The following is a 23,126-nucleotide window of genomic DNA, read 5'->3' on the forward strand; positions in this document are numbered from 1 at the left end:
GCGCAGGTGGATGCCGATGCCCGCGGCTCCCAGGCTGGCGTCGCCGCCGCCTCCGCCGCCAAAGACACCAGGTCCGCCGTTCTCGGGTCCCGGTCCACCTCCAATGCCGCCACCGCCGGGGCCGCCTTTGGCCCTGGTGCCGTCGTATATGCCGCCGTTTCCGAACATACCGCCGCCGCCGCCGCCGGCGCCCGCAAACTTGCCGTCAGCCGAAACGCCGGCACCGCCGACGCCACCTTGCGCCGTGTTGTGCAGCAAGGTGACGTTGCTCACTGTCACACGGGCGCCGCTGGCGACGAACAGGGCCCCGCCAAGTCCGGCGCCGCCACCGCCGCCACCGGCATCACCCGTGTTGGGGCTCACGCCGTTGCCGCCGTTGCCGCCCTGTGCCTTGGCATTTTCGATGACGAGATCATTGATCGCGACCTTGCCCGACTGGACGAACAGACCGCGATGCTGCTTGTTGCCGGAGAGCGTATGGTTGGCGCCGTTGATGGTCACGTCGCGCTTCACCTCAGGCAGGTTGGTGCTCAAGATGATGTTCGCGGTGAAGGTGATGGTGTCGCCGTCCTGGGCGCCACCACTCGGATTGAGCGCGGTCTGGAGCTGCGTCTCGTTGCCGACATTGAAGTTCCTGGCGTTTGCTGGAAGTGCCGTCGATAGCAGGCCTGCAAGGAGTACTATGGCCCGCGCCAGGCAGGAGATTCGCGTCGGCGACCCAATTTGCCTGAGCCGGCCGGCCGTAAGGCGCGACCGCCTGATGACGTCGACTTTTCTACCCACCTGCCTGGCCCCTCGAACCTCTCCGAATTAGGAAATCTTAAATTAGATTCTATGCACCCATGACTGCCGATTGGGGCAGCAAATCAACAGCATTTCTGCCGCCTGCATGCTGGGTGGCGAAGGTTTCACCGCAGACGCTCTAAATCGAAAAGAGATCCTCTCAGATAAGCGGGAACGGCGTTATAGAATTCTTTGCCTTTTCCAGGAAAACTGACCCTGGAAATTCGGGGCGAATCCGCGGGCGGGAGAACAACAGCAAAGGAGAGCGCGTGACGCAGAATGTTGGTCAGAAATTGCGGGTGACGATGGCATTCCTCGGCGCCGTGACACGCAAGGACCTCGCGGCGGCGTTCCGTCGTGTCAACCCGGCGACGTCGTTCGATGTCGAGCGCGCGCACAAATGGATGCAGGGGCGTGCCCACCCGCGCGAGCTCCGGCTCTACGAGGACTGGGCGAAGGTCGTGGATGTTGGGCGTCCGGGAGCCTGGATCGCCGACTGCGAGCTCGACGAGTTCATCCAGGCCATTTGTACTCGACATAATTGCGAGCGCGATACACTGGAGCGCATAAGCGAACCGTCGCGCCGGTCGCTCGCCGGGCAACGCCAGGATGCAAGCCGGTCGCTCGCCGGCACCTACGCCTGCTACTCCCACGCCTGGTCGCCCTATTTCCGCGCCCAGTTCATCAGGGCAGAACTGTCAATCCAATCGAATGGCCCGCAGGGCGTTCTCGCACAGTATTCGGAGCGGCTGCCGACGAGCCGGTTTCAACTTGAAGGCCCGCTCGTGATGGCGGGGCGGGCCATGCACCTCGACCTGGTCGAACCCAGCGGTGATGGCCGCATGTTCTTCTGTCTTTCCTTGCCGACACCACCGGCTAGCGTCCTTGCGGGCCTGATGTGCGGCGCCACGATCATCGGCCCCGACGCGCAGCCATCGGTGACCCGAATTGTGATGATCCGGCTTCCAGCGCCGAGCATGCGGCTGCGCTCTGCGGTTGCATACCTGCCGTCCCAAACGTCGATTGCCGGCGACTTGGCCTCGCTGGGGCTGCGGATTCCAGATCCAGCCGCGGTCGATGAAGGCGTCGGCGCGTTTCTGACGGGCGGCCATGAAGCTGGCCTCGACCAAGTTCAATCGCCTTGCCACAGGGCGTTGGTCGACCTGTTCGATCCGATCTGGCTTGCTGGCGCAATGGCGCAGCAGCGTTTCGGAGAGGCGTAGCTGCTCTCATGCGCCTTTACGCGGGGTCGATTTTCCGGCTGGACCAGAATGCCGTTGTCCCGCCGCGAGCCCACCGGACCACATCCGCCCCTACCATAGCCGAGATGCACTGCTGGTCACTAAACCGACGCTGCCAGCATCTTGCGCAAGAAGAACCGACCTGAGCCCCGAGCGTGATCTGGAAGTTGCCCGAACACCTCGTAACCCAAGGTCTTATAGAAAGCTGGCGCCTGGAATCCATAGGTTTCCAGCCACACCCCCACACACTTCCGCTCCCGAGCGAGCTGTCCAGCAGCATTCATGAGTTGCGTCCCGAGCTTTTGCCGCCTCAGGAATTCCGGAACAAACAACAGTTCGACAAACAACCAATCGTAAGACACTTTTCCCCACAAGCCGCCGATGGTCTCATCGCTATCATGATCACGAAGGAGGATGCCGACTGGCGCATAGCCAGAAGGTTCGCTCGTCGCATCATTATAGCTGACCAAGGCCCTCAAGATCGTTTTATAGTCTGCATCTTCGGGTCTTTCGGACACAATAACGAATGGGCGCATGTTTTAGCCTATTAACGATATATGCATCGATGAACCCCTCTCGCGGCAGACATTCCAAAAACGGAAGAATTTGTCTCAGAAATACTGGGGAACGAATATGGAATTCTTTGCCCTTTCCAGGAAAAGAGGCCCTGGAAACGCACCGGTTCCGTGGGTGGGGCAACAACATGAGCATGAGAGGAGACAAGGCATAGAGCTTCGCGACGGAATAATCCCGGCACGCGGCGGCGGACGGAGATTAGCCACACGAGGGCAGCAAGATCAGTCTCGATTCAAGACGTTTGGCTGTAGCGGAGCAATTTGAAGCAATCCCCGCTTCCCGACTTCAATTGCATCAGGAAATGTTTCGACCGATCGATCCACTCCTGGTGCGACCTGGCGTCCGCTTCGATCTCATCGACCGGTCTAAGTTTGACGAAGCCCCGCCCGTTGCTGAAAAGCCAGCACGCACGGCCGAGAAGTCTCCTGCTGCGCAGGCGCAACAGGTCGGCATCATAAAAGATATCCAGCACCTCCTGCTTGATCTTCCGCTCCTTTTCAGGATTAGCGATCGCAGCATCAAGTGGCTCACCGCCGATCGCATCGTGCAAATCCGTGTAGTCCAGCGGGAGCTGGGTGGTGGCATATTTGATCTCGCTCTCATCGCTGACGATATTAAACCACAGCGTCGGATCGAGTTCGTTGACGACGAACGACGATTCGAAGTCACGCGATAAGTTCAGAATCTCGAACGACTGAACGTCAACGTCGCGCTCGACCAAAAGAATCTCGGCGACCTGCTTGGCGAGCTCCGCTCCGTGCGCGCTGATGGCGTTGTTCTTTCCACCGAGTTTCGGATCGATGTAGGGCCCACCCTCATCGAGCAGCGTGTCGAATTCACCTAGGGATTCGACGACGGCTGCGCCACGAGCGATGCGTGCCGCCAGTTTGGCCATGACCTGCTGGAGTTCGGCTTCGCGTTTGCGCTGGTCTTGGTAGTTCTGCTGAAAAAAGAAGATGAACAGAGATACTCCAATTCCAATCAGGATCACCCCCAGCTGCGAAAAGGTGTTGCGATAATATTCCAACAGCTTTTCACGATGGCGTGCGTCCTGCCGCACACTGCGCGCCACCCCAAGATTGACGATGAGCGAAATGGTCAGGAGCCCGGCGCCGACGAGGATAAGGCCGCCGATGAGGAGGTATCCGTAGCCTGAGAACGTCCTGAAATCCATGTCGTTTACCGGGTTGCCGAGGCGTTAGACATTAGACCCAACCTAATAACATCGGGGAACACCTAAATCTCTGGGACGCCAACATGCGCGAGCGTGAAGGTTCTCGGATGCCGGACGATGTGGCTCCAGCGGCATCGTGTCCGCATCGGAAACCTCAAGGCGGCTGGCTCGCTATGTCGGTCATGTTCGACACCCCCAAGCTCTCTCTCTCTCTCTCTCTCTCTCTCTCTCTCTCTCTCTCTCTCTCTCTCTCTGGGTCAAGGCTTGCGTGGGTCTCGAAGAAAAATGCCCTGGCCATGGAGGTTCAAATTCTCGATCGTGACGGCTGTCGTCCGGTCGGCCTCAACGGTGAACGAAACGGCACTCGGTCCAGAGGCGTTTTCGCCTATCGGCTGGTATGTGAAGGTATCGCGGGTGATGTGCTGAAGTGGAAAGGACTCCGTGCGGGGCCCGAGGCTCATGACCAGGCTGTCGCTCTTCTGTGTAACCGTCAGTCCGCCATAAAAGTCGTTGCCGTAAGTGCCGACATAGCTTGCGGCAGGCAGGGCCGGCGAAGGCTGCGAGCGCGCCCGCTCGGCATCGATGGCGCCGCCGTAGTCGGGCTTCATGGCATCAGCCATGAGCTGGCCGTAGGCGTCGATCCAGTCTCGTTCAACCTTTCCGGCAAATACCAGATCGAGAAAGCTCTTGCTCGTGGCCTCCGCGAGGCCGACCGGATAGCCGTTCGTCACCACGACTATGCCGAGCCGTTCTGACGGAACGAGATGCACATTCGTGCCGACACCAAGATTGAACGCTCCCGAGTGGCTGAGATGGATACGACCCTGCGGATCGAGATCGACGTTCCAGCCGAGCCCGTAAGAAGGGGGAAAAGCGCCGGACGGACCCGATGCGGACCCCCGTGCGATTACCGGTTGGTGAGTCTCGGCGAGAGCAGCCGAGGTGAGGATCTCCTTGCCATCGAGCTTGCCGCCGCCAAGCTGGAGCCTCAGCCACTGCGCGAGGTCGCGTGCCGTGGAGCTGACACCGCCAGCCGGAGACTGGGCGTCAGGATCGCGTGGCGGGCCGGGAAGCCATTTGCCGTCAGTGCGGACGGAATTCACGGCGCGATTTTCGGCGGCGAGGAAATCAGAATGTCGCGAGCTCGTCCGGGTCATGCCCGCGGGTCGGTACAGCCGCTCTTTTGACAATACTTCCCAAGGCTTCCCGGCAGCCTTGGCTGCGGCGAGCGCCGCTTCCGTCAAGCCGAAATTGGTATAGGCGTAGCTCGCCCGGAAGGGACCGGCCGGGTTGACGTGGCGTAGCCGGAACAGGATTTCTTCGCGGCTGTATCCCAGGTCCTCGAGCAGGTCGCCAATATGTCCGGGAAGACCGCTTCGGTGAGAGAACATGTCACGAAGCGTGACCTCGCGCGTGACCCAGGGGTCCTTCAGTTCGAATCCGGGATCGTGCTTTACGATCGGATCGTCCCAAGCCACGAGACCTTCGCCGACGAGAGTGGCGACCACCGTGGACGCAATCGGCTTCGACATCGAGGCGAGCTGAAACACAGTGTCGGGGTCGACGGGCTCAGGCTTGTCCACCTCGCGAACGCCGTAGCCGCGGAGAAACACTACCGCATCGTCGTGAACGATGGCGATCGCCAAGCCGGGCACGCCGGTTCGCGACATGCCATCGCGGATAATGGCATCGAGTTTTGGGAGAACCTCGGTGACACGGTCAGTCGTCACGGGGTCAGTTGTGACGGGCTCGGCGAAGGCCAGTTTCGGCAGGAGGCAGGCAACTATCGCGACTCCCGCCCAAGAGGCCAATTTCGAATGTTTCATCATCTGCTCCGGCGGTTGGAACGTGCCCCACGGCACCCAATGGGAAATCTCGCGGTCATCAGTTGAGTTCGTACAAAATCGCAGATATCGCTCCCTCGTCCGCGAATACCTTGATGACGTCCGCAATGCTCCCGATTGGCGCGACGTTGTTCACATAAGTGACATAGGCCAGCAATTTTCCCGCCTTCGATTTGATGTATCCCGCAAAGACCTGGGCTTTGAGCGTGCCGTCCGCGACTGTTGTCCCGGTTTTCGCAAACACGTTTCCCACGCCTGGCGCAATGAGGGGATTTGGCGGATCGATCCCGACTGTGGCTAGCGAACCATCGACCCCGAGAACGGGAAGAGCGTCGAAATAAACTTCCGACGCTTTCGTCTTCCGCATTGCCGCAAGGAGGCCCGTAACGGCGCCGGGTGTCGCACGGCTATCGGGGCTGCCGCTGCCGTTTGTCGGAAAATCGAAGCCGTCGGGAGAAAGTCCGTACTCACCTATCAGCGTATTCCGCTCGGCTGCGAGGTCCGTCTCAATGGTTCTTGCTCCTTGCGTCAGTCCAAATAGCGCAAGGCTCAGATTGGCTCCGAGATTGTGGCTGACCTTGAGGATCAGCTTCGCGTATTCCGCATATGGCGGTGAAACGAGTCGAGCGACTTCCGCTGACTGTAAGTAGGCGCTTTTCGAAGGAAGCTTCGCGACCGGGTTCGGGCCTGTCGCCGATGCCGTAACTGAGACTCCCGCCCTGCCCAGCGCCTCGATTAAAGCTGTGCGCGCAAAGGAAGACGGCTCGACGATCGGGAACGTCTGGACCAATGTTGCGACGCCGGGCAGGCTCGGCCTGTAGCCGGCAGGGATCTGGCCCTTGACGATCCCGATCTTGGGGTCGGCTGGCGAGATCTCGAGGGAGATTTCCATCGGTTCGCTGGCGGCGACGGTTATCACCTGCGAACTGACGGTGAAGGCCGCTGTTTTAGGTCGCCAGTCCACCGCGGCCGGTTGTCCAGCTTCAGCCGGCAGGATGGTCACGTCTATGAGGTTGTCGTTCACGATCATCGGTGTGATCAGAACATTCCCGTTTGGCACGCGGAAATGATCGAAAAGGCGATCATCGATGACGACATCGCCCGTGACGGCCTTGATTCCGGATTTGGCGACCTGCCTTGCAATGGAATTCAGCCCGGACAGCGGATCGGCCTCCGTGAGGGTCGCGCTGCCGAGCGAATTGGCCTCGGTGTGATCGAAGTTGGTGAAGGCGATCTTGCCGCCGGCCGCAGTTCGTCCGCCAAGGGTCAGATCCCCGCTTGCGAGCAAGACGAGATTTCCCTGAAGCGTGCCGTCTGCCCCTGCCTCGCCGAGACGATAGACCTTCGTCTCGAAGCGATGATCTATGCCGAGCGCGTTCAGCGCGAGACCGACCGAGAACAGCTTTCGCACCGAACCGGTGAAGAAAAGCGAGTCCGGGCCATAGGCCGCCGTCGTGGCTCCCGAGGAGAGATCGACTGCCCGGAGGCCCCAGATCGCCCCGGAATAGCGTGGCGCGTCCATAATCGAGCGGATAGCGGGCGGAAGGTCGAGTTCGGCTGCGGCCGCGCCGATTCCGGCACCCCAAAGTGGCGCCACGACGCCCAAGGCAACCATCAAGCCGCTTCGCGTTCTCTTGAACATCGTTCGTTCCATCTCTTCCTCCAATGCGGCCGCGGCTCGATCGCCACGACGTACCGACGTACCAATGAGAATGCCAATCCGAAGAGAACGCGCATAAAGGCGCTGCTACTGAAGATATAAAAGCTGGGAGTGCTGTGGGGTGTTACCATGCCTGCCTCAGAAGCGTCGCGCCTAGTAGGCCTGCTGAATCGCAGCGGCAATTGCAGCAATGTCGTGATCGGCGGAGATGAAATCCTCGACCGAGCCAAAAGGAGCGCTGTTGAGGAAGATCGCAAAAGCGAGCTCGCGGCCGCTTTTCGCCTCGATATAGCCGACTTGGGTCTTGGCGATGATGATGCCCTGATAATCTCCGGGCGCGGAGATCACCCGTGTGCCATCCTTGATGTGAATATGCCCGACCGCCGGGGTTCCAAGACCGTTCGCAGCTTGTGTTCCATCCACACCCAGGATGGCCATTCCGTCCCGGATGGCCGATCCCCACGGCTCCTTGACAATTCGCGTGAGCACCGTTGTCTGGTCCACGGGCGCTGTCTTGGCGTGATCATCGGAGCCGGCGCCGTCGAAGACGTAAGTGCTTTGCCGCGACACACCCAGGCGGTCGAGCAGTTCGAGCTCCTTGCCGATTCCAGCCACGCAGTCTCGGCTTCCGCCTTTCACGGCTGCAAGGCACAGCATCAAATGGGCGCCGCGATTGTAGCTGACCTTGAGAACGACCTTGACGAATTCCGAGAGCGGAGGCGAGACGTGCTCGGCCACTTTATTGTCAGGGGAATAGGCCGCCGCGTCCGGCAGTTCGTCAACTGGATTTGGCCCAAGCGCGTTCGCGTCTACCTTCACTCCGGCGCGCTGCAAAGCTTCGATGAACGCTGTTCGAGCGAAGGCGGCAGGGTCCGGCACATGCCAGATGCTCAAGGTGGGCGCAACTCCGGCGGCGATTTCGCCGCTGACCCGAATCTCTCCAGGGGCAGGCGACTCGATCGTGATGGGCTTTGGATTCTCTGCGACGGTCATCACGGCGCCTATCACCTTGACGGACGCGGTCTTGGGTCGCCAATCGATCTTGGCCGGCTGCCCCGCGCCGGCCGCCGTCGTCATGATGTCGATGACGTTTTCGTTGAGCCAGATCGGGGAAATGATCCCGTCCGTGGGGTCGCGATGGGTTTCGAAAAGCCGCGCATCGATGATGACGTCGCCCTTGACCTCCGCGATGCCGGAGGCATGAACCCTCTTCGCCAGATTGTCCAGGGCGGCTAGCGGGTCGCTCTCCTTGACCAAGGCGCCCCCAGCAAAGCCGGTGTCGGCATAGTTGTGGTCGATCTCTGGAAAATTGTTGTAACCGAGAGTGCCGTCAGGCTGCTCTCGCAGGCCGAAGCTGAAATCTCCAGAGGCGACCAGGATCAGATTGCCGTCAAGCCTGCCTTCCGACACCGGCCCAGCTTTGTAGACCGGGGTATGGAACCGGTAGTCCGCCCCATACAGGTCGAGCGCAGTGGCCGTGCTGTAGACCTTCATGATCGACCCCGGAGTGAGCGACCGGTCGGCCGCCTGATCGACAAGCACAGTCCCCGCGTCGAGATCGACCACGCGCATGCCCCAGCTTGTGTGCGCGTACGCGGTTTTGGATTGGATCTCTGCTATGACAGCAGAAACGCTTGCCGGCGTGTCGCCTTCGATCCGGGGAAGGGTGTCGGCGCGCACGCCCGTACTACATAAGACGCCCAGGTTTACTAGAGCCACGAGGCTGGTCACGGACATCGAACGGATCGTGATCATGGGCAATTCCTTTTCATGAGCGTGGATCCACGCGCTGGGCGAGGTTTGAGCGTAGAGGACGCATGGTTAGAAGCGCACCCCCGCCGCGACGCGGAACAGGGCGCCCTCGACACCGAGCTGGGCTTCATCCTTATAGGGCGTAGCCACGTAGGCCAGGAGGTTGAGGTGGGTTCCGATCCCGGCGCGGATGCCGATACCGACGGAACCGAGCGAAGCGAACTCATAATCCCTGCCCGGCGGGTTCCACACCGCTCCATAGTCAACGAATCCGAACAGGCTGGGATTAGCCAGCCACGGCATGGCGGCATCGATCCCTTTCCGAAGCTCGAACGCGGCCGCGATGCCATCGTCGCCGGTGATCGAGGAGCTGTCGAAGGCTCGGCTATAGGGGTCGCCTCCCAGGTCGAAGCGGACCGCCGAAGGGAGCTCGGTGAAGGCGTACTGGCCGGTGAACTGCAGTTGCGCCGTGAGGGTATCGGTAATGTCGCGTGAGAGCGTGCCTTCACCGAACATGTAGGTGAAATCGGCGTTCTCGGTATTCGAGCCGAGACCGCTTAAACCCCGGCCCAGGCCGGCCTCGGCGACGACGGCGACACCGCCTATGGTGGTGTCAAACGTGGCTGCCGCCGTCAGCCATCGATTGCTATTGCGCGCCGCCGGATCGCCATTGACGTCGACTGCCACATCCTTGGTATTGATCGCGAATTTGGCGAAGAGATTGTGGTCGATCGTGCGCACAATCGCGTAGTTCAAAAAAGCCTTTCCGAACGTGCTCCCGACGTGAATGTCGTCGTCGTCCAGCGGATTCGACCAGACTTGGCCGAACTCATACCCGGCGACGAACCCCGACGGCCCGAGCGGAAATGCCTGCCCGAACCGGAGAAACACGAGCTTGTCCGGGTCGGCGGGATTGGTCACCGCGAGCGCCTCGGTGCCCTCGAACAATCCGAGAGCATCGTTGACGCGCGCGATACCGGAAAGCTGCAGCGGCCCGGTTGATGGCGTGCCCAGATTGTCGAGGCGGGCATCGAGCCCGCTCCTCTTGAAGTCGACCTTCAAAACAAGCCTCCCCGCAGCCGGATCGTCCTCGACCTTGGAAAGCTTGGCCTCCACCGTGAAGCCGGGGATATCGGCGACGAGCAAGGCGTAGCGCTCAAGGTGAGAGACACGGACCGGTCGTTCCGCCACCATGCGGGCAATATACGGCTTCAGCCGTTCCTCGAGACCGGGCTGATCCGATTCCACGACAACATCGCGGAGATAGGATTCGTAGACGACGATGCGGATCCGGCCGCTGCTGAAATCCTGCTTCGGGACCAGGGCCGCCGCATAGTAATCGTGTTCACGGTAGATGCGTTCGATTCCGTCGATGATCTCCTTCATATCGAGGAGTGAAACCTCTCGACCAATCAGTTTCCCCCAAAGCGCAGAGAAGATCGCCGGATCGAGCGTCACCGCTCCTTCGAGGTCGATTTTGCGGAGCCGGAAGCGGATGGTTTTGAGCTGCTCGGGGGACAGGCCGGCGACCGGCGCGGCATGCGTAACGGTGATACTTGGAGGCCGCCGAGGCGGCGGCTCGAACCGCTCAATGACAGTTGTCTGATCTCTGATGACGCGGTCCGCGTCCTGCGCCTGAGCGCGAGCGACCAGCACCGCCAGAAAGCTTGAGGCGATCAGCACCAGTCTGGTCGCCAGACAAAGCCGGTCGTGGTGAACCACTCTTTGCTCCAAAACTGCCCACGAATTTCTCAAGCCGCAGACATTCTAACCGAGAGCAATTGTCTCAGAAAAAGAAGTTGTCTCAGATAAATGGTGACGCGTGCATAGAATTCTTTGCCTTTTCCAGGAAAAATGATCCTGGAAATTCGGAGCGGTTCCGCAGTTGAGCAATAAGAACAAAGGAGTAGCGACGGCGCGGAAAACTGATCAGAGCTGCGTGCGATGCCGGCGCATCTGGCCACCTCGTCGACATAGTAGCTGGCATAACATTCACGCTTAGGATAAACGCGCGGATTTTTTTACGCCGTAGGCTGTTTGCGATATCGGTGCGCCAGCTCTCTTCACGGGGAGCGCGGGCGAGGTGTGCGGCCCCAACTCTCGCGCGCGGACCCGCTCTGCCGCGGATGCCGTCGCTTGTGCGAGCCCCGGACTCGACATCGCAATCGTATGGAAGGCACGATCAGCGTCGCCAGGCCCATCCGTGCCGGTGACCGTCTCGCTATCACAACGTCTTCTGACAGGTCTCTCACTGGGTGAGCCATCGTAATGAGATTAGGTCAACGCTCCTGAGACTGCATGGATCGAAACGCCAACCGGCCAGTTAGGTGGGTCAGGTGCAGACACGGAGAGAACTGTGAGCCCGAATGCCTCAGGCAATGACATAGGACACGCCACCCCAACCAGACCAGCCGCGGACGGTCTCGCTCCGGCCTTGGCCCGCAACATCGAAGCAATTGTTCAACGACGAAAGCGCGATGCGAAAGCAGCCACTGCGGAGCAACGCGCTGCGGCAGCAATCAGCAAGTTCGCAGGCAGCATGATCTTCGTCTATATTCATCTTGTTTTCTTCGGCGGCTGGATCGTCCTCAACATTAAGCCCGTTGGCTTTGTTCAGCCTTGGGACCCATCCTTGGTCATCCTTGCAATGATTGCATCCGTGGAGGCGATTTTCTTGTCCACGTTCGTGCTCATCAACCAGAACCGGATGGCCGCTGAGGACGATGCCAGAGCAGACCTCGATCTTCAGGTGAGCCTGCTGAACGAACATGAGACGACCAAGCTTATCAAGATGGTCGAGGAGATTGCCAGGCGCTTGAATATTCGCACGGAAGCGGATGATGAATTGAACGAACTGAAGCGCGACGTCGCGCCTGAAGCTGTTCTCGACAAGATCGTGGAGGCAGAGGAGTAGGCAACTCTGGGGGAGAGGGCGTCGCCAATGTCCCACCGATAGCGACACTTGTCCATGAGCGCTCGTCGTGCTGTGAACGCGCTCTGGTTGACTTGATGGGCCGCCGAGGACAGCGTGTCTCCGCCGAGGACAGCGTGTCTCGTCGGACGACACAATATTCCACAGCACACCATGATCAGCGGCCCCTCTCACCACAGTCACTACCGGCAGAAGCGGACTATTCGGGTTCTGCCGCCTCAAGAGCGTCGATGACCGGAGCAAGCGAGTCATCTTCCTGACGCGGCGCCTGCAACTCGCTGGTCGCATTCGCCTTGTCGAGGGCTTGCTGGATGGCGTCTTCTATGTTGTCGATCTCTTGTTCGCGAACCTCGCGCCCATATCCGGCAGCATCCGCATCCTGTTCGAACTGCTGCACGAGCCCTGCGACGGTGACTGGTGCGTCCGCAGGCACATTGCCGACATTCTCCTGCAGCCAGCTTCGAAAGAACTCTATGGTCGCACTCATCTCGCCTCCTGAGCCGGACAACTGCCGCAGAGAGTGGTTGTTCCATGGCCCTGTCAGGAATTGCGAACTCCACCGGCATCGACCGAAGTCCCCAGCATGCCATTGCCGCAAACGAAGCGAGCCGCCTTCCCCTTCACCGTCGCCTGTCAGCAACTCATCTGTCTTGGTTGGTTGGATCCCCTACGCTAGATCGGTCTGCACAGCCTGGATGGAGTTCGACGCCGATGGCGGCGATGGACCGATGCTGCCCGCATTGTGCTCGCGCTTCGGCGCTTTCGCAGGCAGTCCGGTTGGGAATGCCGCATGCAGAAAAGCACTCCGACAGTCTTCTTCACGAGTGATACTCATTTCAGTGACGCGCGCATCCGGCGGATCGAGCGGCGGCCGTCCAGCTCGCTCCTTGAGCATGACATGACGCTTATGACGCTCTGGCAGATTACTGTAGAGGGGCGAATGGGTCCTCCGTGCTGGCCACCCGAGTCGGCGGCGACGCGGTCTGCACCGCCGACCCACGACATTGTTCCCGCGCGCGCGCTCTTCGATGAAAGGCGTCGCCAGAGCACGGCGATACCTCGCCTTGCAACGATCGCGCATGTCCAGGTGGAGCGCCCGGCGGGCGTCTAGCCCCGTGGTCGGGTCGTCGAGGATCGGGAGGCGCGACCGGTGCATCAACGCCCGGGAGATCTCGCCGCTGCTCAGCTGGCGGCCCGAAAGCGAACGGACCCGCTCATCGCGCCAGTCGAGCTCCTCGCAAATTCTCCTTCGCCGACGTCTGCGGCAAGTCCATGCAGCGTGGGTTAGCGTAGGTTTTCGGCGGCGGTGAGATGGGGCCAAGTGCCGGCGGCTTGGCCGGCATGGAATGACCCACACACCGATCAGCCCGAACTGGGCGTGAAAGAAATCAGTGACTAGCGAGAACAGTTCCGTGTTCCCGGCGCCGCTGGCGCTGCGTGTATGACAAGGTGGGCACTCATGCATCGGCCGATGAAGTTGCAGGGCGCGTTTTGAGCAATTCGCTCGGTGTTATTGCGGGGTTGCTCCCATTCTTGCGCGTGGCGCACCATATTAGCCATTTGACGGGCGCAGATGCCGTTTGCGGGGACTCGCCCACCAAGAGGCTCTAGAGTTGCGAGTGTAGTCTGCTGGCCAGCCAGTCCGATACTTTTTCGGTCAGGGGGCGCGCTTCCCATTCGCCCAAACTGATCTGCCTTGATCGCGCAAGATCCTGGCTGAACAGGTCGATCTGCGTTTTGGCAAAATCCCGGCCGTAGACATTCAGCGTGGCTTCGTCGTTCAGTCGCAAAGAGCGCTCGTCCAGGTTGGCAGAGCCAAAGCTCGTCCAGACGTCGTCGACGATCAGGAGTTTGGGATGATACATCGTTGGCTGGAACTCGAAGATCCGGACCCCAGCTTTGAGCAAGTCGCCCCAGAAGTACCGCGAGCCCTTTCGGACCAGGGGCACGTCTGTGAGCCAGTTGGGCACGATCACGTCGACTGCTACCCCTCGTTTCCTGGCGTCCAGGATCTGCTGCAGGGCAATATCGTCAGGCACGAAATAGGCCATTCCGATGCGAAGATGATCCTTGGCGGCAGCTATCGCGGCCAGCATCATCAGTTCCATGTTCTCCGAGCCATTTGGCTGCGATGACAGGATCAGCTGAGCTCCAAGCGTCCCCGCAGGTTCGGAGGGTGGGTAGAACTTCTCACCTTGCAATGTCTCGCCGGCCGTCTCCAACCAGTTTTCCGCGAATGCCGCCTGGAAGGCAGACACTGCGGGCCCTTTGACTTGATAGTGCGTGTCGCGCCACTCATCTGGGTTGCGGGCGTTTCCGAGCCAGTTGTCGGCAATACCGACGCCGCCGGTGAACGCGACCAGCCCGTCGACGATGAGCAGCTTGCGATGGGTCCGGTTGTTTACACGATCCAACGTATACCAATGAATAGGTCTATAGCGCTGGAACCGCACGCCGGCGCTTGTCATGATCTCGATCAGGTCTTCATCGAACGGCAGGCTGCCGACCCAGTCAACGAGCACACGGACCTCGACACCGTCTCGGGCTTTGGTTGCCAACGCGCTCGCGAACTCATAACCGACGACCCCCGACCAATAGATATAGGTCTCGAAATCAATTGTAGAGCGAGCCGCATGGATCGCCTGCAGCATCGAAGGAAAGATCTCATCTCCGTTGACAAGGGTTTGTACCGAGTTTGATTCGAACAGCTGTCCTTGCGAATAACTGCTCATGCTCCTGACAAATTCAGGATCCGCCGCGTCGAAACGGTGCGGCACAAGCGTTCGCAAAATGCGTGGCTCTGGTGCCAAGTTTATGCTCAGCAACGTGATCAGGCTGGCGACGACGGCAACGGCCACGTATTTGAGGCCCTTGAGCAGCCTTCGCAGATTTAGGCCAAACCTCACTGGGTCCGCGCCCGCCCGTGGCGCCGCGAGTCCGCTTGGCACATCTCAATCGCCCTGCTGTTTACGAGTGCGATGCTTTTCGATTTCCTCTGGTTCTTCATCATCGATTCTGGTGATGTTTGATGCCGAGCTATTCGTTCGCAACATCTCATCCAGCTTGGCATGGATCGCCTGCGTGTCGCGATGCTCTGCGCGCTGAATGAACAGTGTCATGGCCCAGGTGAACAGGGTCGCCGCGCCATGCCAGTTCAAACTTTCCCTGTCGAAAAATAGCCAAAGGGCGGCGTAAGCCAGCAACACCAGGAATGCTGCCGGCCGAGAGGTCAATGTGCCGATTGAGGTGAGCACGCTCGTGATCGGGTGATTTGCCATCATCAAGAACTTTCGACTGCAACGCGGGTTCCCATTCTTGGCCCAAGCTCTGCAAACGTGCTTGAAGGTTTTGCCGCAAGCTGATCCGACATCTTGGGTGGCCACAGTTTAGGACGAACCCGGAACTTGGTGACCATGGTCGGATGCGGCGGCGTGAAGGTGTCGCTCCACGGCAAGATATGAAGCCTTCTTCATGTGTGGCGGAACCTTCGGCGTCGTGCAGCTTTACGTTCTTTAGGTGGAGATCATGAGGGGAGATGCAGCTTGTCTTCGCCGGCGTGGGTGGTGTGCAGCACGCGGGCGAGCGCTCGGTGACGCCACTGTGATGTCCGTGCGAAAAAAATGAATCGCTAGCTTGCCGCCTTCGACCCCGCAGACAGTCGTACCATCATATTGGTCCGACACTCGGCGATTCTCGGAACGTGACTACTTCCAAGTGATGGGGTGAGGTATGGGACACGATACTACCTGACCTGAGCTTTTGAGCCCGCTCGACATTAAGGAGGTAACCCCTTGCCAGGTGAGATGATACTGCCGAACAGATCAGGTTTCGATTTATCCGTGTTGTTCAAGGTGCTGGAGCGACGGGACGATCTCACGGTCCAAGACCGGGCAGTACTTCAGGACGGCCCCTGGCGCGTGCGTGATTACGAAGTCGACGACGAAATCGTCGTGGAGCACTCCGAACCCAAGGAGAGCTGCGTTATCGTCTCGGGGATCACGGGAAGAAATGTCACCTTCGCCGACGGCAGGCGCCAGATAACGGCCCTCCACATTCCAGGCGACTTCGTGGACCTGCATGCATTCCTGTTGCACGTTATGGACCACAACGTCGTTGCTTTGGCGCCAACTCGCATGGCGTTCATCGGGCATGATACGCTGCGTCGGATCACCGAGACCCACCAGCACCTGTTCCGCGTGCTGACAACGGTATTGGCGGTGGATGCCGCCATCCAGAGGGTTTGGATCGCGTGCCTCGGGCGCCGGTCCGCAGAGGCCCACCTGGCGCACATCATTTGCGAGATGTTCCTGCGCATGGAGGTCGTCGGCTTGACCCGGGAATGGTCATTTGAATTTCCTGTCACGCAAAGCATGCTGGCGGATACGGTCGGGCTGTCTGTTGTCCATCTCAATCGGACGCTCATGGCATTGCGCCGTGCTGGCCTTATCACATGGCAGCGTAAGGTGGTGACCATCACGAACTGGGATCGCTTGGCGCGAGCCGCTGAGTTCGATGCGACTTATCTCAACCTTCGCAAAGAGCCGCGATAGAGACTTTTATTCGCGGGCTTCGTCGTCTCCAGCAGCAATGATGGCCCAAGCAATGGCACGGCACGCTCGGCTTGAGAGGCAGGTGGAAGACCCCAACGGGCAAATTGCCGACGCACTGCTCAACCACCTCGACCCGTGCACAATCGTGCCGACGCATAGTGCTTCGGGCCGCACGGCAGGCGATTTCTTCTGGCTCCTCTGCTGCATTTGAACCTATCCGGGCGGCCCTCAAGCATGGGATCCGCGATGTTCATGCACCTTGGGTTAACGGATCTGATGCGTCTGGCGCCGATTAAAGCGATCAGTTTGGAACTTTTCATCCCCACAAGCGTTTGAGGGGGCTTGTGGGAGACGGGGTACCAAATGAAGCAAGGGGTTCTTCCTGCTCAAGTCGACGAGATAGCCTCTCTCTCGGAGGTGCCCGACCCGATACTCACCAATGAGTTTGAGGATTTCTTCGAGAATGCCGCCATCGCACTTCACTTCGTCGGGAAAGATGGCACCATCTTGCGTGCCAATCGCGCAGAATTGCAAATGTTGGGATTCACGGCCGAGGAATATGTAGGCCGCAACATTCGCGAATTTCACGCAGATCCGGTTGCTATTGCAGACATATTGGACCGCCTGTCCCGGCGGGAGGAACTTCAAAACCACCGCGCGCGGCTGCGGGCCAAAGATGGCTCGATCCGCTGGGTAGAAATAACCTCCAACGTTCGCGCATTGGGTGACCGTTTTCTCAATACCCGCTGTATCACCACCGATGTGACTGAAACGGTCAAGGCGCAGGAGCTGATACGCGAACAGGAGCGGCGGCTTGCCATTACCTATGAGAACGCTGCCGCAGGTATCGTGGAAGCAAACGCCGAAGGCCAGCTGCTGCGGGTAAATTCCTATCTGTGTGACCTTTTGGGTTACTCGCAGGATGAGCTGATTGGGCGATCGATTTTTGACCGCACCTTTCCCGCCGATGCTGAAGCAGATCGCGAGCAGTATCGACGGCAAGTGGCTGGCGAGATCGACAGCTACACACTTGAAAAGCGATTTGTTCGCAAGAATGGATCAGTTTTTTGGGCTGTTGTGAATTCGTCGAGCGTTCATGACTGCGACGGGTCATTTCGATACGCTGTACGTGTTCAGCACGATATCAGCGAGCGCAAGCGGGTTGAGGCGGCGCTTGCCAAACGTGCCGAGGAGCAGGGTGCGATACATCGATTCACCGAAATGCTGCAGCATGCGCGCACGCAAGAGGATGTGTATGCGCCGGCGCTCGATGCAATCCAACGTGCGCTCCAATGCCAGCGTGCTTCGATATTGCTGTTGGATAAAAACGGGCGCATGAAGTTTGTGGCTTGGCGTGGCCTGTCCGACACTTACCGCGTAGCGGTGGAAGGACACTCGCCTTGGTCAGCGCAGAGCCAAGATCCGCAGCCGATCTGTGTGGACGATGCACAGCAAGCGGATTTGCCGGAAGAATTGAAACAAGCGATCCGGACTGAGGGCATCGGTGCGGTCTACTTCATTCCGATCACACAAGGTGGACGGCTTCTGGGCAAATTCATGGCCTACTTCGACCAGCCTCAAGAGTATTCGGAACAGCAGATTGAAACGGGTCGGACCATCGCTCGTCAACTCGGTTTCGGCATCGAACGCATAAAGGGCGAAAATGCTGCTCAGAGGCTGGCAGCAATCGTGGAGTCTTCCCATGACGCGATCGTCAGCAAGGATTTGAATGGGATCATTTTGACATGGAATCGCGGAGCTGAGCGCCTGTTCGGCTATTCGGCCTCGGAAGTGCTCGGCAAGCCCATCACGATCATCATCCCTCCGGATCGGCTGCAAGAGGAGCCGCTCATCCTGGGTCGGATACGCAAGGGCGAAATTGTCGATCATTTCGAAACAGTCCGGCGCCACAAGGATGGGTCGCTAGTGGACATTTCTCTGACGATATCGCCTGTCCGAGACGCAGCGGGCCGTATCGTTGGCGCCTCCAAAATTGCCCGGGATATAACTGCGCAGAAAATCGCGGAAGCAAAGGTGCGCGACAGTGAACGTCACCTTCAGGATCTTCTCGCCGCCATCCCTGCTGCAATCTACACGACCGACGAGCAGGGCAAGATCACCTATTTCAATGAGGCAGCGGTCGAACTCGCCGGCCGCACGCCGGTGATCGGCAGTGATGAATGGTGCGTCACCTGGAAGCTCTATTGGCCAGATGGAACGCCACTTCCTCACGACCAGTGTCCAATGGCTGTTTCCCTTCGTGAAGGGCGGCCGGTCCGGGGAGTTGAGGCAATTGCCGAGCGGCCGGACGGCACGCGGATTCCATTCATTCCCTATCCGACACCGATGCGGGATGCAGCTGGAGAAATTGTCGGCGGCATCAACATGCTGGTCGACGTCAGCGAGCGCAAGCAAGCTGAGACACAACAGCGGATCCTGCTTAACGAACTCAACCATCGCGTTAAGAACAACATGATGATGTTGAAGTCCTTGCTTTCGGTAGCGGCCAGGACCAGTCAAAATTCGGAGGCACGCAAGACGCTCGACGAGGCAAGCAAGCGAGTGGCGACCATGGCTGCGGCTCAACGTGTCCTCTACGACACGCCAGATGCATCCAATTTCAGCGCGCCACTTTTTCTCGGGGCTATTTGCGAAACGACAAAGCAGGTGTTTCCAGCGAACGTCCAACTCGTTTGCGACGCCGATCCCATCCAGTTGCCCAACGATATCGCGATGCCGCTTGCGCTCATACTCAATGAGCTTTTGGTCAATGCCGTCAAACATGGATCTGCGGGCAAGGCAAGCAACATTATTCGGGTTGGGATCAAGCAGCACGGTCAAAAGCAGGTGTTGACGGTAGAGGATGAAGGTTCAGGTTTCGATCTGAGGGCGGTGCGTCATTCCTCGTCAGGTTTGCGGTTGGTTGAGGGATTGGCGCGACAGATTGGTGGGATTCTCGAAGTTGAGCGAGATCCGTCTCGTTGCATCGTGATTTTTTCTCAGGCTCCCGGGGAGAACGGCTTTGACGTTAAAAACGGCAATAGTTGAGACAAGCCGGACGGGGGTTTCGAGCCGACCATCCAGACCTCAGCTAGTTTTCTCCAGAGACGATGGGACTGGTGCAGAAGCGAGAGTTTCCGGCAAACCATCCATCATGATCGTCGAAGACGACTACCTCATCGCCATCGATGTCGAGGCTAGTCTTGGCGATGCAGGTTTTGTCTTGGCTGGGATAGCCAGTACAGCCGAGGAGGCCATCATAATTGCGCGCTCGGCTCAGCCTGCGATTGCCCTGATGGATATCCGCTTGCTTGGCAAGCGGGACGGAATTGACGCAGCGTTGGAACTCTACCGGGACTTCGGCATACGGTGCATCTTTGCAACCGCGCACGCTGACCGCGACGTAAAGCTTCGAGCCGAAGCGGCAAGACCACTCGGCTGGGTTCAGAAACCCTACTCTACGGCGATGCTCATCGAAGCCATCCAAAGGGGTTTGCAGGAGCTCGACAACAAAGGCTGAGCGTCACGACCGGCAGCCAGTGCTGGCGGAGCCCTGGCTTTGAAATTAACCGACGCAATCTTCGTTGCAGTCGCGAATTGGTACGCTCCAAGCTGGCCGGCTGATCTATTGGGACTGTACGCATATAGACCACCGAAATCCATTTTGCCTGGCCTGACAACCCAGAAGGCCTGGTGTCTCAGCCAATTAACTGGGCCTACAATCATTGGCTGCTCGGACTTGTCGCGGGGATTTCCGATATGAGCTTCTTCGGCGAAGCCGCCGAACGCTGTCTCGACATCGTCGCACGCAAACACGCCCGCATGGAAGGACACCTTACGATGGACGTCGCAGAGTGGGTTTAGCCAATCTCCCGACCGTCAATATCGGCCCGTGGTGGGCCGACTACCATAGATCGCTGGAGAGGCTGCACACCGGCTATGCGTGTTCGATGTCCTGCCCGTCTCTCGGCGATGTCTGCTCCAGGCTGCTCGCCCTCGTTCTGACCGGCGCTTTTTCGGTCGGCAGTTAGAACCCGGGGCCGTTCGCGCACCCCGAGGCTCCCGGCTTGGCCGAGTCCTCCTTAGCTTCTCAGCGCCGGCACGGAGCCGCTCTTCTTGAATGGATGCCGTCGACGACCGCTTTCCAGACGCAAGCGAAGGTGCCCCCGTTGCCCGACCTGAACATCGCGGACCGTCAGTCGGAAAGGACCGAGGCATCTGACTCGGCTGCTAGCCGAGCGTGCGAATCGGAACCAAAGTTTGAGGAGCAAGTTTGGCCGTGAATGCCAAAGTTTGGCACAACCATCCAAGGAAGGAGAATCCGATGAAAGTGCAATGCGGGCCGGCGGCAGTTGCCGCTGCTTTGGTCTTGTTGAGCTTGCCGGCGATGGCCCAGACGAGCGGGACACCGGACCTTAAACTGCCAACGCAGCAGTCTGGATCCACGCCGCCCCCGGCCCCACCGGACATATCGACGACCAGACGCGTGAAATGATGCGCCAGATGATCGACGAGATGTTGCAGGAAAAACAGCAGGGAGATGGCGGTACCGAAGGAGGACCTCCGCGCCGCAAAGATTGGCACCGGGACATCGCACAAGGGCCTCGCGAGGCGGGCAGGATATCTCGAAAGGCTGATCGCATGGGGCCCCGCATGATGTACTTTGCCCGTATGCAAATAATGTTTGCGATAATGGACGCCGACGGCGATGGAGCCCTTTCGCACAGCGAGATCCAGGACGTGATCGGGCGGATATTTGACGCCGTCGACGAGAACGGCGATGGCAGGATTGACCTCGAGGAGATTCAATCCTTCTCACAGGCTCGTGGAGGTGGAGACATGCAGTAGTAGCGCTGCGAACTTGCCTCGTGATCGGGTGACGGCCGCGATTGTATGGTCCACCATGGTGGTATGTTCGCCAGGAAGCGCGATTCCTCGAAACCGCGTCTGGGCCGATACTTTGCCGAGCAGGCATCACCGAACAGGTCCTCGAAATGCGTCAAGCGCCGCCGCAACGAGCGCCCATGTTGGAATTCGAGGCAAAAAAATTGCGCGGGCGCCAAAGCTATCCGGTCTCGGCCCGCCAAGTCCCGGGAACACGGCCGCGAAGAGGACCATTTGTCCACCTGGCCTGCGGCCGGAGGTGGCCATGCGCGGCCTGCGGCAGCTCTCATTTGGCATGAGAAGCCCGGTCACAGGTGAACCGGGGCGGCAAGGACGGCTGATCTGGCGATGAGGCGGAGAGATTCAGACGTTCCCTCAATCCGCCATGCCGGCCTCATGGTGTACTATTGCGTCAAGGATTGCGTTGTACAAACTGACGGTATCTTCCTCGATTTCTGTGCTGCTGATGCCAGCCGCTTTCGCATCCGAAAAAAGCTTCTGGGTGAGTTGGGCAACCGAGCTGACATCCGCCCCGACTGTTTCCGGGACGTTGCTTGATATCCATTTGTGAAGGAAGTTGGTTCCACGCGTGCTCATCGAGAGAACAACCACCAGATGAACAGCGCGCAAGCCCCAACCACAACCGCTGAGACCGCTATCAAAATGCCCCTGCCGTTCTGCCATCCGGGCGGCGGCGGAGGCACCACCTTTTCAGGCTTGGTTCGATCGTCCATTCCGCAACAAGCTGCGGGGAGATCTTAGGTTCCGCTAATCCCGTTTCCCGGAAAAATAACTTCCATGGCTGCCACATATTCAATTTTTCACTCCAGCGAAAGCGCCTTCGGCTCCGACCTGCAGGAGGTGCTAAGGCCGGGTCAGTGAGAACAGCACGCCTGGCGATTTGCTCGCGTCGGCATACCGGCGATTTCTGGCCGCGAACCGCGTATTGCTTGAACACATGACGTCCCTTAATTGCGGTCTCTCAAAAACCTCGCCTCCCGCAGCAATGAATTCCAATCGGGGCCGATGAGCTTGATCAGGTCACGCGCCTGGCGTTCCGAGATGCCGACTTCTTTAGCCAGCCGCCGAGCAAGAAGCCGCATGCCCTGGTCTTCCCGTTCGCTGCCGTCATCTTCCATCGAAACCTCCTACGGCCGAACGTGGCAGCGCTGGTTTGGTTTCGACAGGCAAAAAAAAACGCCGGCCGGAGCAAGTGGGCGGATTATTATTGCCGAATTTGGCCGCCCTTCTTGACGAGACGCATCACCGCCACAGAACTACCAAATGACTTCAAGGATCGACGCAACTCGCGACCTAATGCTGTCGGATACAGCCGACCTAATTGCTGCTGCAAGTGCGGCCCGGGAACTCTATGGCCCAGACGCGGCAACGGCAGTGGTCTACTGCGGCATGGAAGCACATTTCGCTGGGCGGACAGCCGATTTTCATTTCTGGTTTGATGTTTTTCGCGACCTGATTGAGCCCAAAGCTCACTGAAGCGGCTTGAATAAAGGGCGAGGTACGAGGCCGTTTGACCGCGCGTCCTGGCCGTCTGGAATCCGTTTGGAGCACCGCAAGGACATGCTCCTGGAACTGATTGGGAATGGCCGAAGGAGCCGCGCTCGCTAGCAGCGAAGGCATCCTTCGATGAGAAGTAGCGCGGCCAGCACGAAGCTCTATCGCCGCGCATCACCCGACCTGACGCCAGAACATGGACGGCGTGCCATCGA

Annotated in this window: 20 protein-coding genes and 1 pseudogene; 9 read left to right on the forward strand and 12 right to left on the reverse strand. The window is 59.2% G+C overall.

What is annotated here, in order from left to right; translation table 11 throughout:
• Positions 1-783, reverse strand: a pseudogene (locus LB545_RS30775) (hypothetical protein); the annotation flags it as partial.
• 269 nt (positions 784-1,052) lie between these two features.
• Between LB545_RS30775 and LB545_RS07930 the strand changes: the two are divergent.
• A complete protein-coding gene (locus tag LB545_RS07930; protein ID WP_140562256.1) occupies positions 1,053-2,006 on the forward strand; it encodes a hypothetical protein in 954 nt (317 codons plus the stop codon).
• Between the two features lie 119 nt (positions 2,007-2,125).
• Here LB545_RS07930 and LB545_RS07935 read toward each other — a convergent pair whose 3' ends face one another.
• From LB545_RS07935 to LB545_RS07960, 6 genes are all read right to left on the reverse strand, one after another.
• Complete coding sequence (locus LB545_RS07935; RefSeq protein ID WP_140584672.1) at positions 2,126-2,560, reverse strand: GNAT family N-acetyltransferase; 435 nt, start codon at positions 2,558-2,560, stop codon at positions 2,126-2,128.
• 272 nt (positions 2,561-2,832) lie between these two features.
• Positions 2,833-3,774, reverse strand: coding sequence for a hypothetical protein (locus LB545_RS07940; RefSeq protein ID WP_140584671.1), 942 nt, complete (start codon positions 3,772-3,774; stop codon positions 2,833-2,835).
• A gap of 257 nt (positions 3,775-4,031) precedes the next feature.
• Positions 4,032-5,600, reverse strand: a complete 1,569-nt coding sequence (locus LB545_RS07945; RefSeq protein ID WP_210239519.1) for a serine hydrolase — start codon at positions 5,598-5,600, stop codon at positions 4,032-4,034.
• A 58-nt stretch (positions 5,601-5,658) separates the two neighbouring features.
• Positions 5,659-7,260, reverse strand: a complete 1,602-nt coding sequence (locus tag LB545_RS07950) for a D-alanyl-D-alanine carboxypeptidase/D-alanyl-D-alanine-endopeptidase (protein WP_224704870.1) — start codon at positions 7,258-7,260, stop codon at positions 5,659-5,661.
• 171 nt (positions 7,261-7,431) lie between these two features.
• On the reverse strand, positions 7,432-9,033 hold the full coding sequence (gene dacB / locus LB545_RS07955; RefSeq protein ID WP_140562247.1) for a D-alanyl-D-alanine carboxypeptidase/D-alanyl-D-alanine-endopeptidase: 1,602 nt from the start codon (positions 9,031-9,033) through the stop codon (positions 7,432-7,434).
• Positions 9,034-9,099: 66 nt separating this feature from the next.
• Positions 9,100-10,752: a ShlB/FhaC/HecB family hemolysin secretion/activation protein gene (locus LB545_RS07960; protein ID WP_181172033.1), complete on the reverse strand. Its 1,653-nt coding sequence runs from the start codon at positions 10,750-10,752 to the stop codon at positions 9,100-9,102.
• A gap of 634 nt (positions 10,753-11,386) precedes the next feature.
• On the opposite strand from LB545_RS07960, the gene LB545_RS07965 reads away from it, so the two are divergent.
• Positions 11,387-11,944 carry a DUF1003 domain-containing protein gene (locus LB545_RS07965; RefSeq protein ID WP_140562244.1) on the forward strand — a complete coding sequence of 186 codons (558 nt, stop codon included), beginning with the start codon at positions 11,387-11,389 and terminating at the stop codon, positions 11,942-11,944.
• Between the two features lie 217 nt (positions 11,945-12,161).
• Here LB545_RS07965 and LB545_RS07970 read toward each other — a convergent pair whose 3' ends face one another.
• The 3 genes from LB545_RS07970 to LB545_RS07980 form a co-directional block, all read right to left on the reverse strand.
• The gene (locus LB545_RS07970) at positions 12,162-12,449 is read right to left on the reverse strand and encodes a DUF768 domain-containing protein (protein ID WP_140562242.1); all 288 of its coding nucleotides are present in this window, start codon (positions 12,447-12,449) and stop codon (positions 12,162-12,164) included.
• A gap of 1,120 nt (positions 12,450-13,569) precedes the next feature.
• The gene (locus LB545_RS07975; protein ID WP_224704872.1) at positions 13,570-14,820 is read right to left on the reverse strand and encodes a phospholipase D-like domain-containing protein; all 1,251 of its coding nucleotides are present in this window, start codon (positions 14,818-14,820) and stop codon (positions 13,570-13,572) included.
• Positions 14,821-14,913: 93 nt separating this feature from the next.
• A complete protein-coding gene (locus tag LB545_RS07980) occupies positions 14,914-15,240 on the reverse strand; it encodes a low affinity iron permease family protein (protein WP_140562275.1) in 327 nt (108 codons plus the stop codon).
• A gap of 513 nt (positions 15,241-15,753) precedes the next feature.
• On the opposite strand from LB545_RS07980, the gene LB545_RS07985 reads away from it, so the two are divergent.
• From LB545_RS07985 to LB545_RS08010, 6 genes are all read left to right on the forward strand, one after another.
• Positions 15,754-16,512: a Crp/Fnr family transcriptional regulator gene (locus tag LB545_RS07985; protein WP_224704873.1), complete on the forward strand. Its 759-nt coding sequence runs from the start codon at positions 15,754-15,756 to the stop codon at positions 16,510-16,512.
• A gap of 363 nt (positions 16,513-16,875) precedes the next feature.
• Entirely contained in the window at positions 16,876-19,560 is a 2,685-nt protein-coding gene (locus LB545_RS07990) for a PAS domain S-box protein (protein ID WP_140584666.1), read from the forward strand.
• A gap of 106 nt (positions 19,561-19,666) precedes the next feature.
• Positions 19,667-20,032, forward strand: coding sequence for a response regulator (locus tag LB545_RS07995; RefSeq protein WP_140584665.1), 366 nt, complete (start codon positions 19,667-19,669; stop codon positions 20,030-20,032).
• 173 nt (positions 20,033-20,205) lie between these two features.
• Positions 20,206-20,376, forward strand: coding sequence for a hypothetical protein (locus LB545_RS08000; RefSeq protein WP_181181828.1), 171 nt, complete (start codon positions 20,206-20,208; stop codon positions 20,374-20,376).
• Positions 20,367-20,543: a hypothetical protein gene (locus tag LB545_RS08005; protein ID WP_181172031.1), complete on the forward strand. Its 177-nt coding sequence runs from the start codon at positions 20,367-20,369 to the stop codon at positions 20,541-20,543. Before LB545_RS08000 ends, LB545_RS08005 begins: the two co-directional genes overlap by 10 nt.
• 661 nt (positions 20,544-21,204) lie before the next feature.
• Positions 21,205-21,360 (forward strand): hypothetical protein, encoded by a 156-nt coding sequence (locus tag LB545_RS08010; RefSeq protein WP_224704921.1) that lies wholly within the window; start codon positions 21,205-21,207, stop codon positions 21,358-21,360.
• A gap of 411 nt (positions 21,361-21,771) precedes the next feature.
• On the opposite strand, the gene LB545_RS08015 is transcribed toward LB545_RS08010, so the two are convergent.
• The gene (locus LB545_RS08015) at positions 21,772-22,080 is read right to left on the reverse strand and encodes a hypothetical protein (RefSeq protein WP_411971068.1); all 309 of its coding nucleotides are present in this window, start codon (positions 22,078-22,080) and stop codon (positions 21,772-21,774) included.
• 284 nt (positions 22,081-22,364) lie between these two features.
• Positions 22,365-22,535, reverse strand: a complete 171-nt coding sequence (locus LB545_RS08020) for a hypothetical protein (protein WP_181172030.1) — start codon at positions 22,533-22,535, stop codon at positions 22,365-22,367.
• Between the two features lie 145 nt (positions 22,536-22,680).
• On the opposite strand from LB545_RS08020, the gene LB545_RS08025 reads away from it, so the two are divergent.
• Positions 22,681-22,893 (forward strand): hypothetical protein, encoded by a 213-nt coding sequence (locus tag LB545_RS08025; RefSeq protein ID WP_224704875.1) that lies wholly within the window; start codon positions 22,681-22,683, stop codon positions 22,891-22,893.
• Positions 22,894-23,126 lie beyond the last annotated feature (233 nt).

It is taken from the genome of Mesorhizobium sp. BR1-1-6 (assembly GCF_020165355.1).
GTDB lineage: Bacteria > Pseudomonadota > Alphaproteobacteria > Rhizobiales > Rhizobiaceae > Mesorhizobium.

What these genes read in the sequence shown, in the direction of transcription:
- LB545_RS07935 (WP_140584672.1), bottom strand. Translation starts at nt 2,560, where the DNA reads ATGCGCCCATTCGTTATTGTGTCCGAAAGACCCGAAGATGCAGACTAT.
- LB545_RS07940 (WP_140584671.1), bottom strand. Translation starts at nt 3,774, where the DNA reads ATGGATTTCAGGACGTTCTCAGGCTACGGATACCTCCTCATCGGCGGC.
- LB545_RS07945 (WP_210239519.1), bottom strand. Translation starts at nt 5,600, where the DNA reads ATGAAACATTCGAAATTGGCCTCTTGGGCGGGAGTCGCGATAGTTGCC.
- LB545_RS07950 (WP_224704870.1), bottom strand. Translation starts at nt 7,260, where the DNA reads ATGTTCAAGAGAACGCGAAGCGGCTTGATGGTTGCCTTGGGCGTCGTG.
- dacB (WP_140562247.1), bottom strand. Translation starts at nt 9,033, where the DNA reads ATGATCACGATCCGTTCGATGTCCGTGACCAGCCTCGTGGCTCTAGTA.
- LB545_RS07970 (WP_140562242.1), bottom strand. Translation starts at nt 12,449, where the DNA reads ATGAGTGCGACCATAGAGTTCTTTCGAAGCTGGCTGCAGGAGAATGTC.
- LB545_RS07980 (WP_140562275.1), bottom strand. Translation starts at nt 15,240, where the DNA reads ATGGCAAATCACCCGATCACGAGCGTGCTCACCTCAATCGGCACATTG.
- LB545_RS07990 (WP_140584666.1), top strand. Translation starts at nt 16,876, where the DNA reads ATGAAGCAAGGGGTTCTTCCTGCTCAAGTCGACGAGATAGCCTCTCTC.
- LB545_RS07995 (WP_140584665.1), top strand. Translation starts at nt 19,667, where the DNA reads ATGATCGTCGAAGACGACTACCTCATCGCCATCGATGTCGAGGCTAGT.
- LB545_RS08010 (WP_224704921.1), top strand. Translation starts at nt 21,205, where the DNA reads ATGGACGCCGACGGCGATGGAGCCCTTTCGCACAGCGAGATCCAGGAC.
- LB545_RS08015 (WP_411971068.1), bottom strand. Translation starts at nt 22,080, where the DNA reads ATGGCAGAACGGCAGGGGCATTTTGATAGCGGTCTCAGCGGTTGTGGT.
- LB545_RS08020 (WP_181172030.1), bottom strand. Translation starts at nt 22,535, where the DNA reads ATGGAAGATGACGGCAGCGAACGGGAAGACCAGGGCATGCGGCTTCTT.
- LB545_RS08025 (WP_224704875.1), top strand. Translation starts at nt 22,681, where the DNA reads ATGACTTCAAGGATCGACGCAACTCGCGACCTAATGCTGTCGGATACA.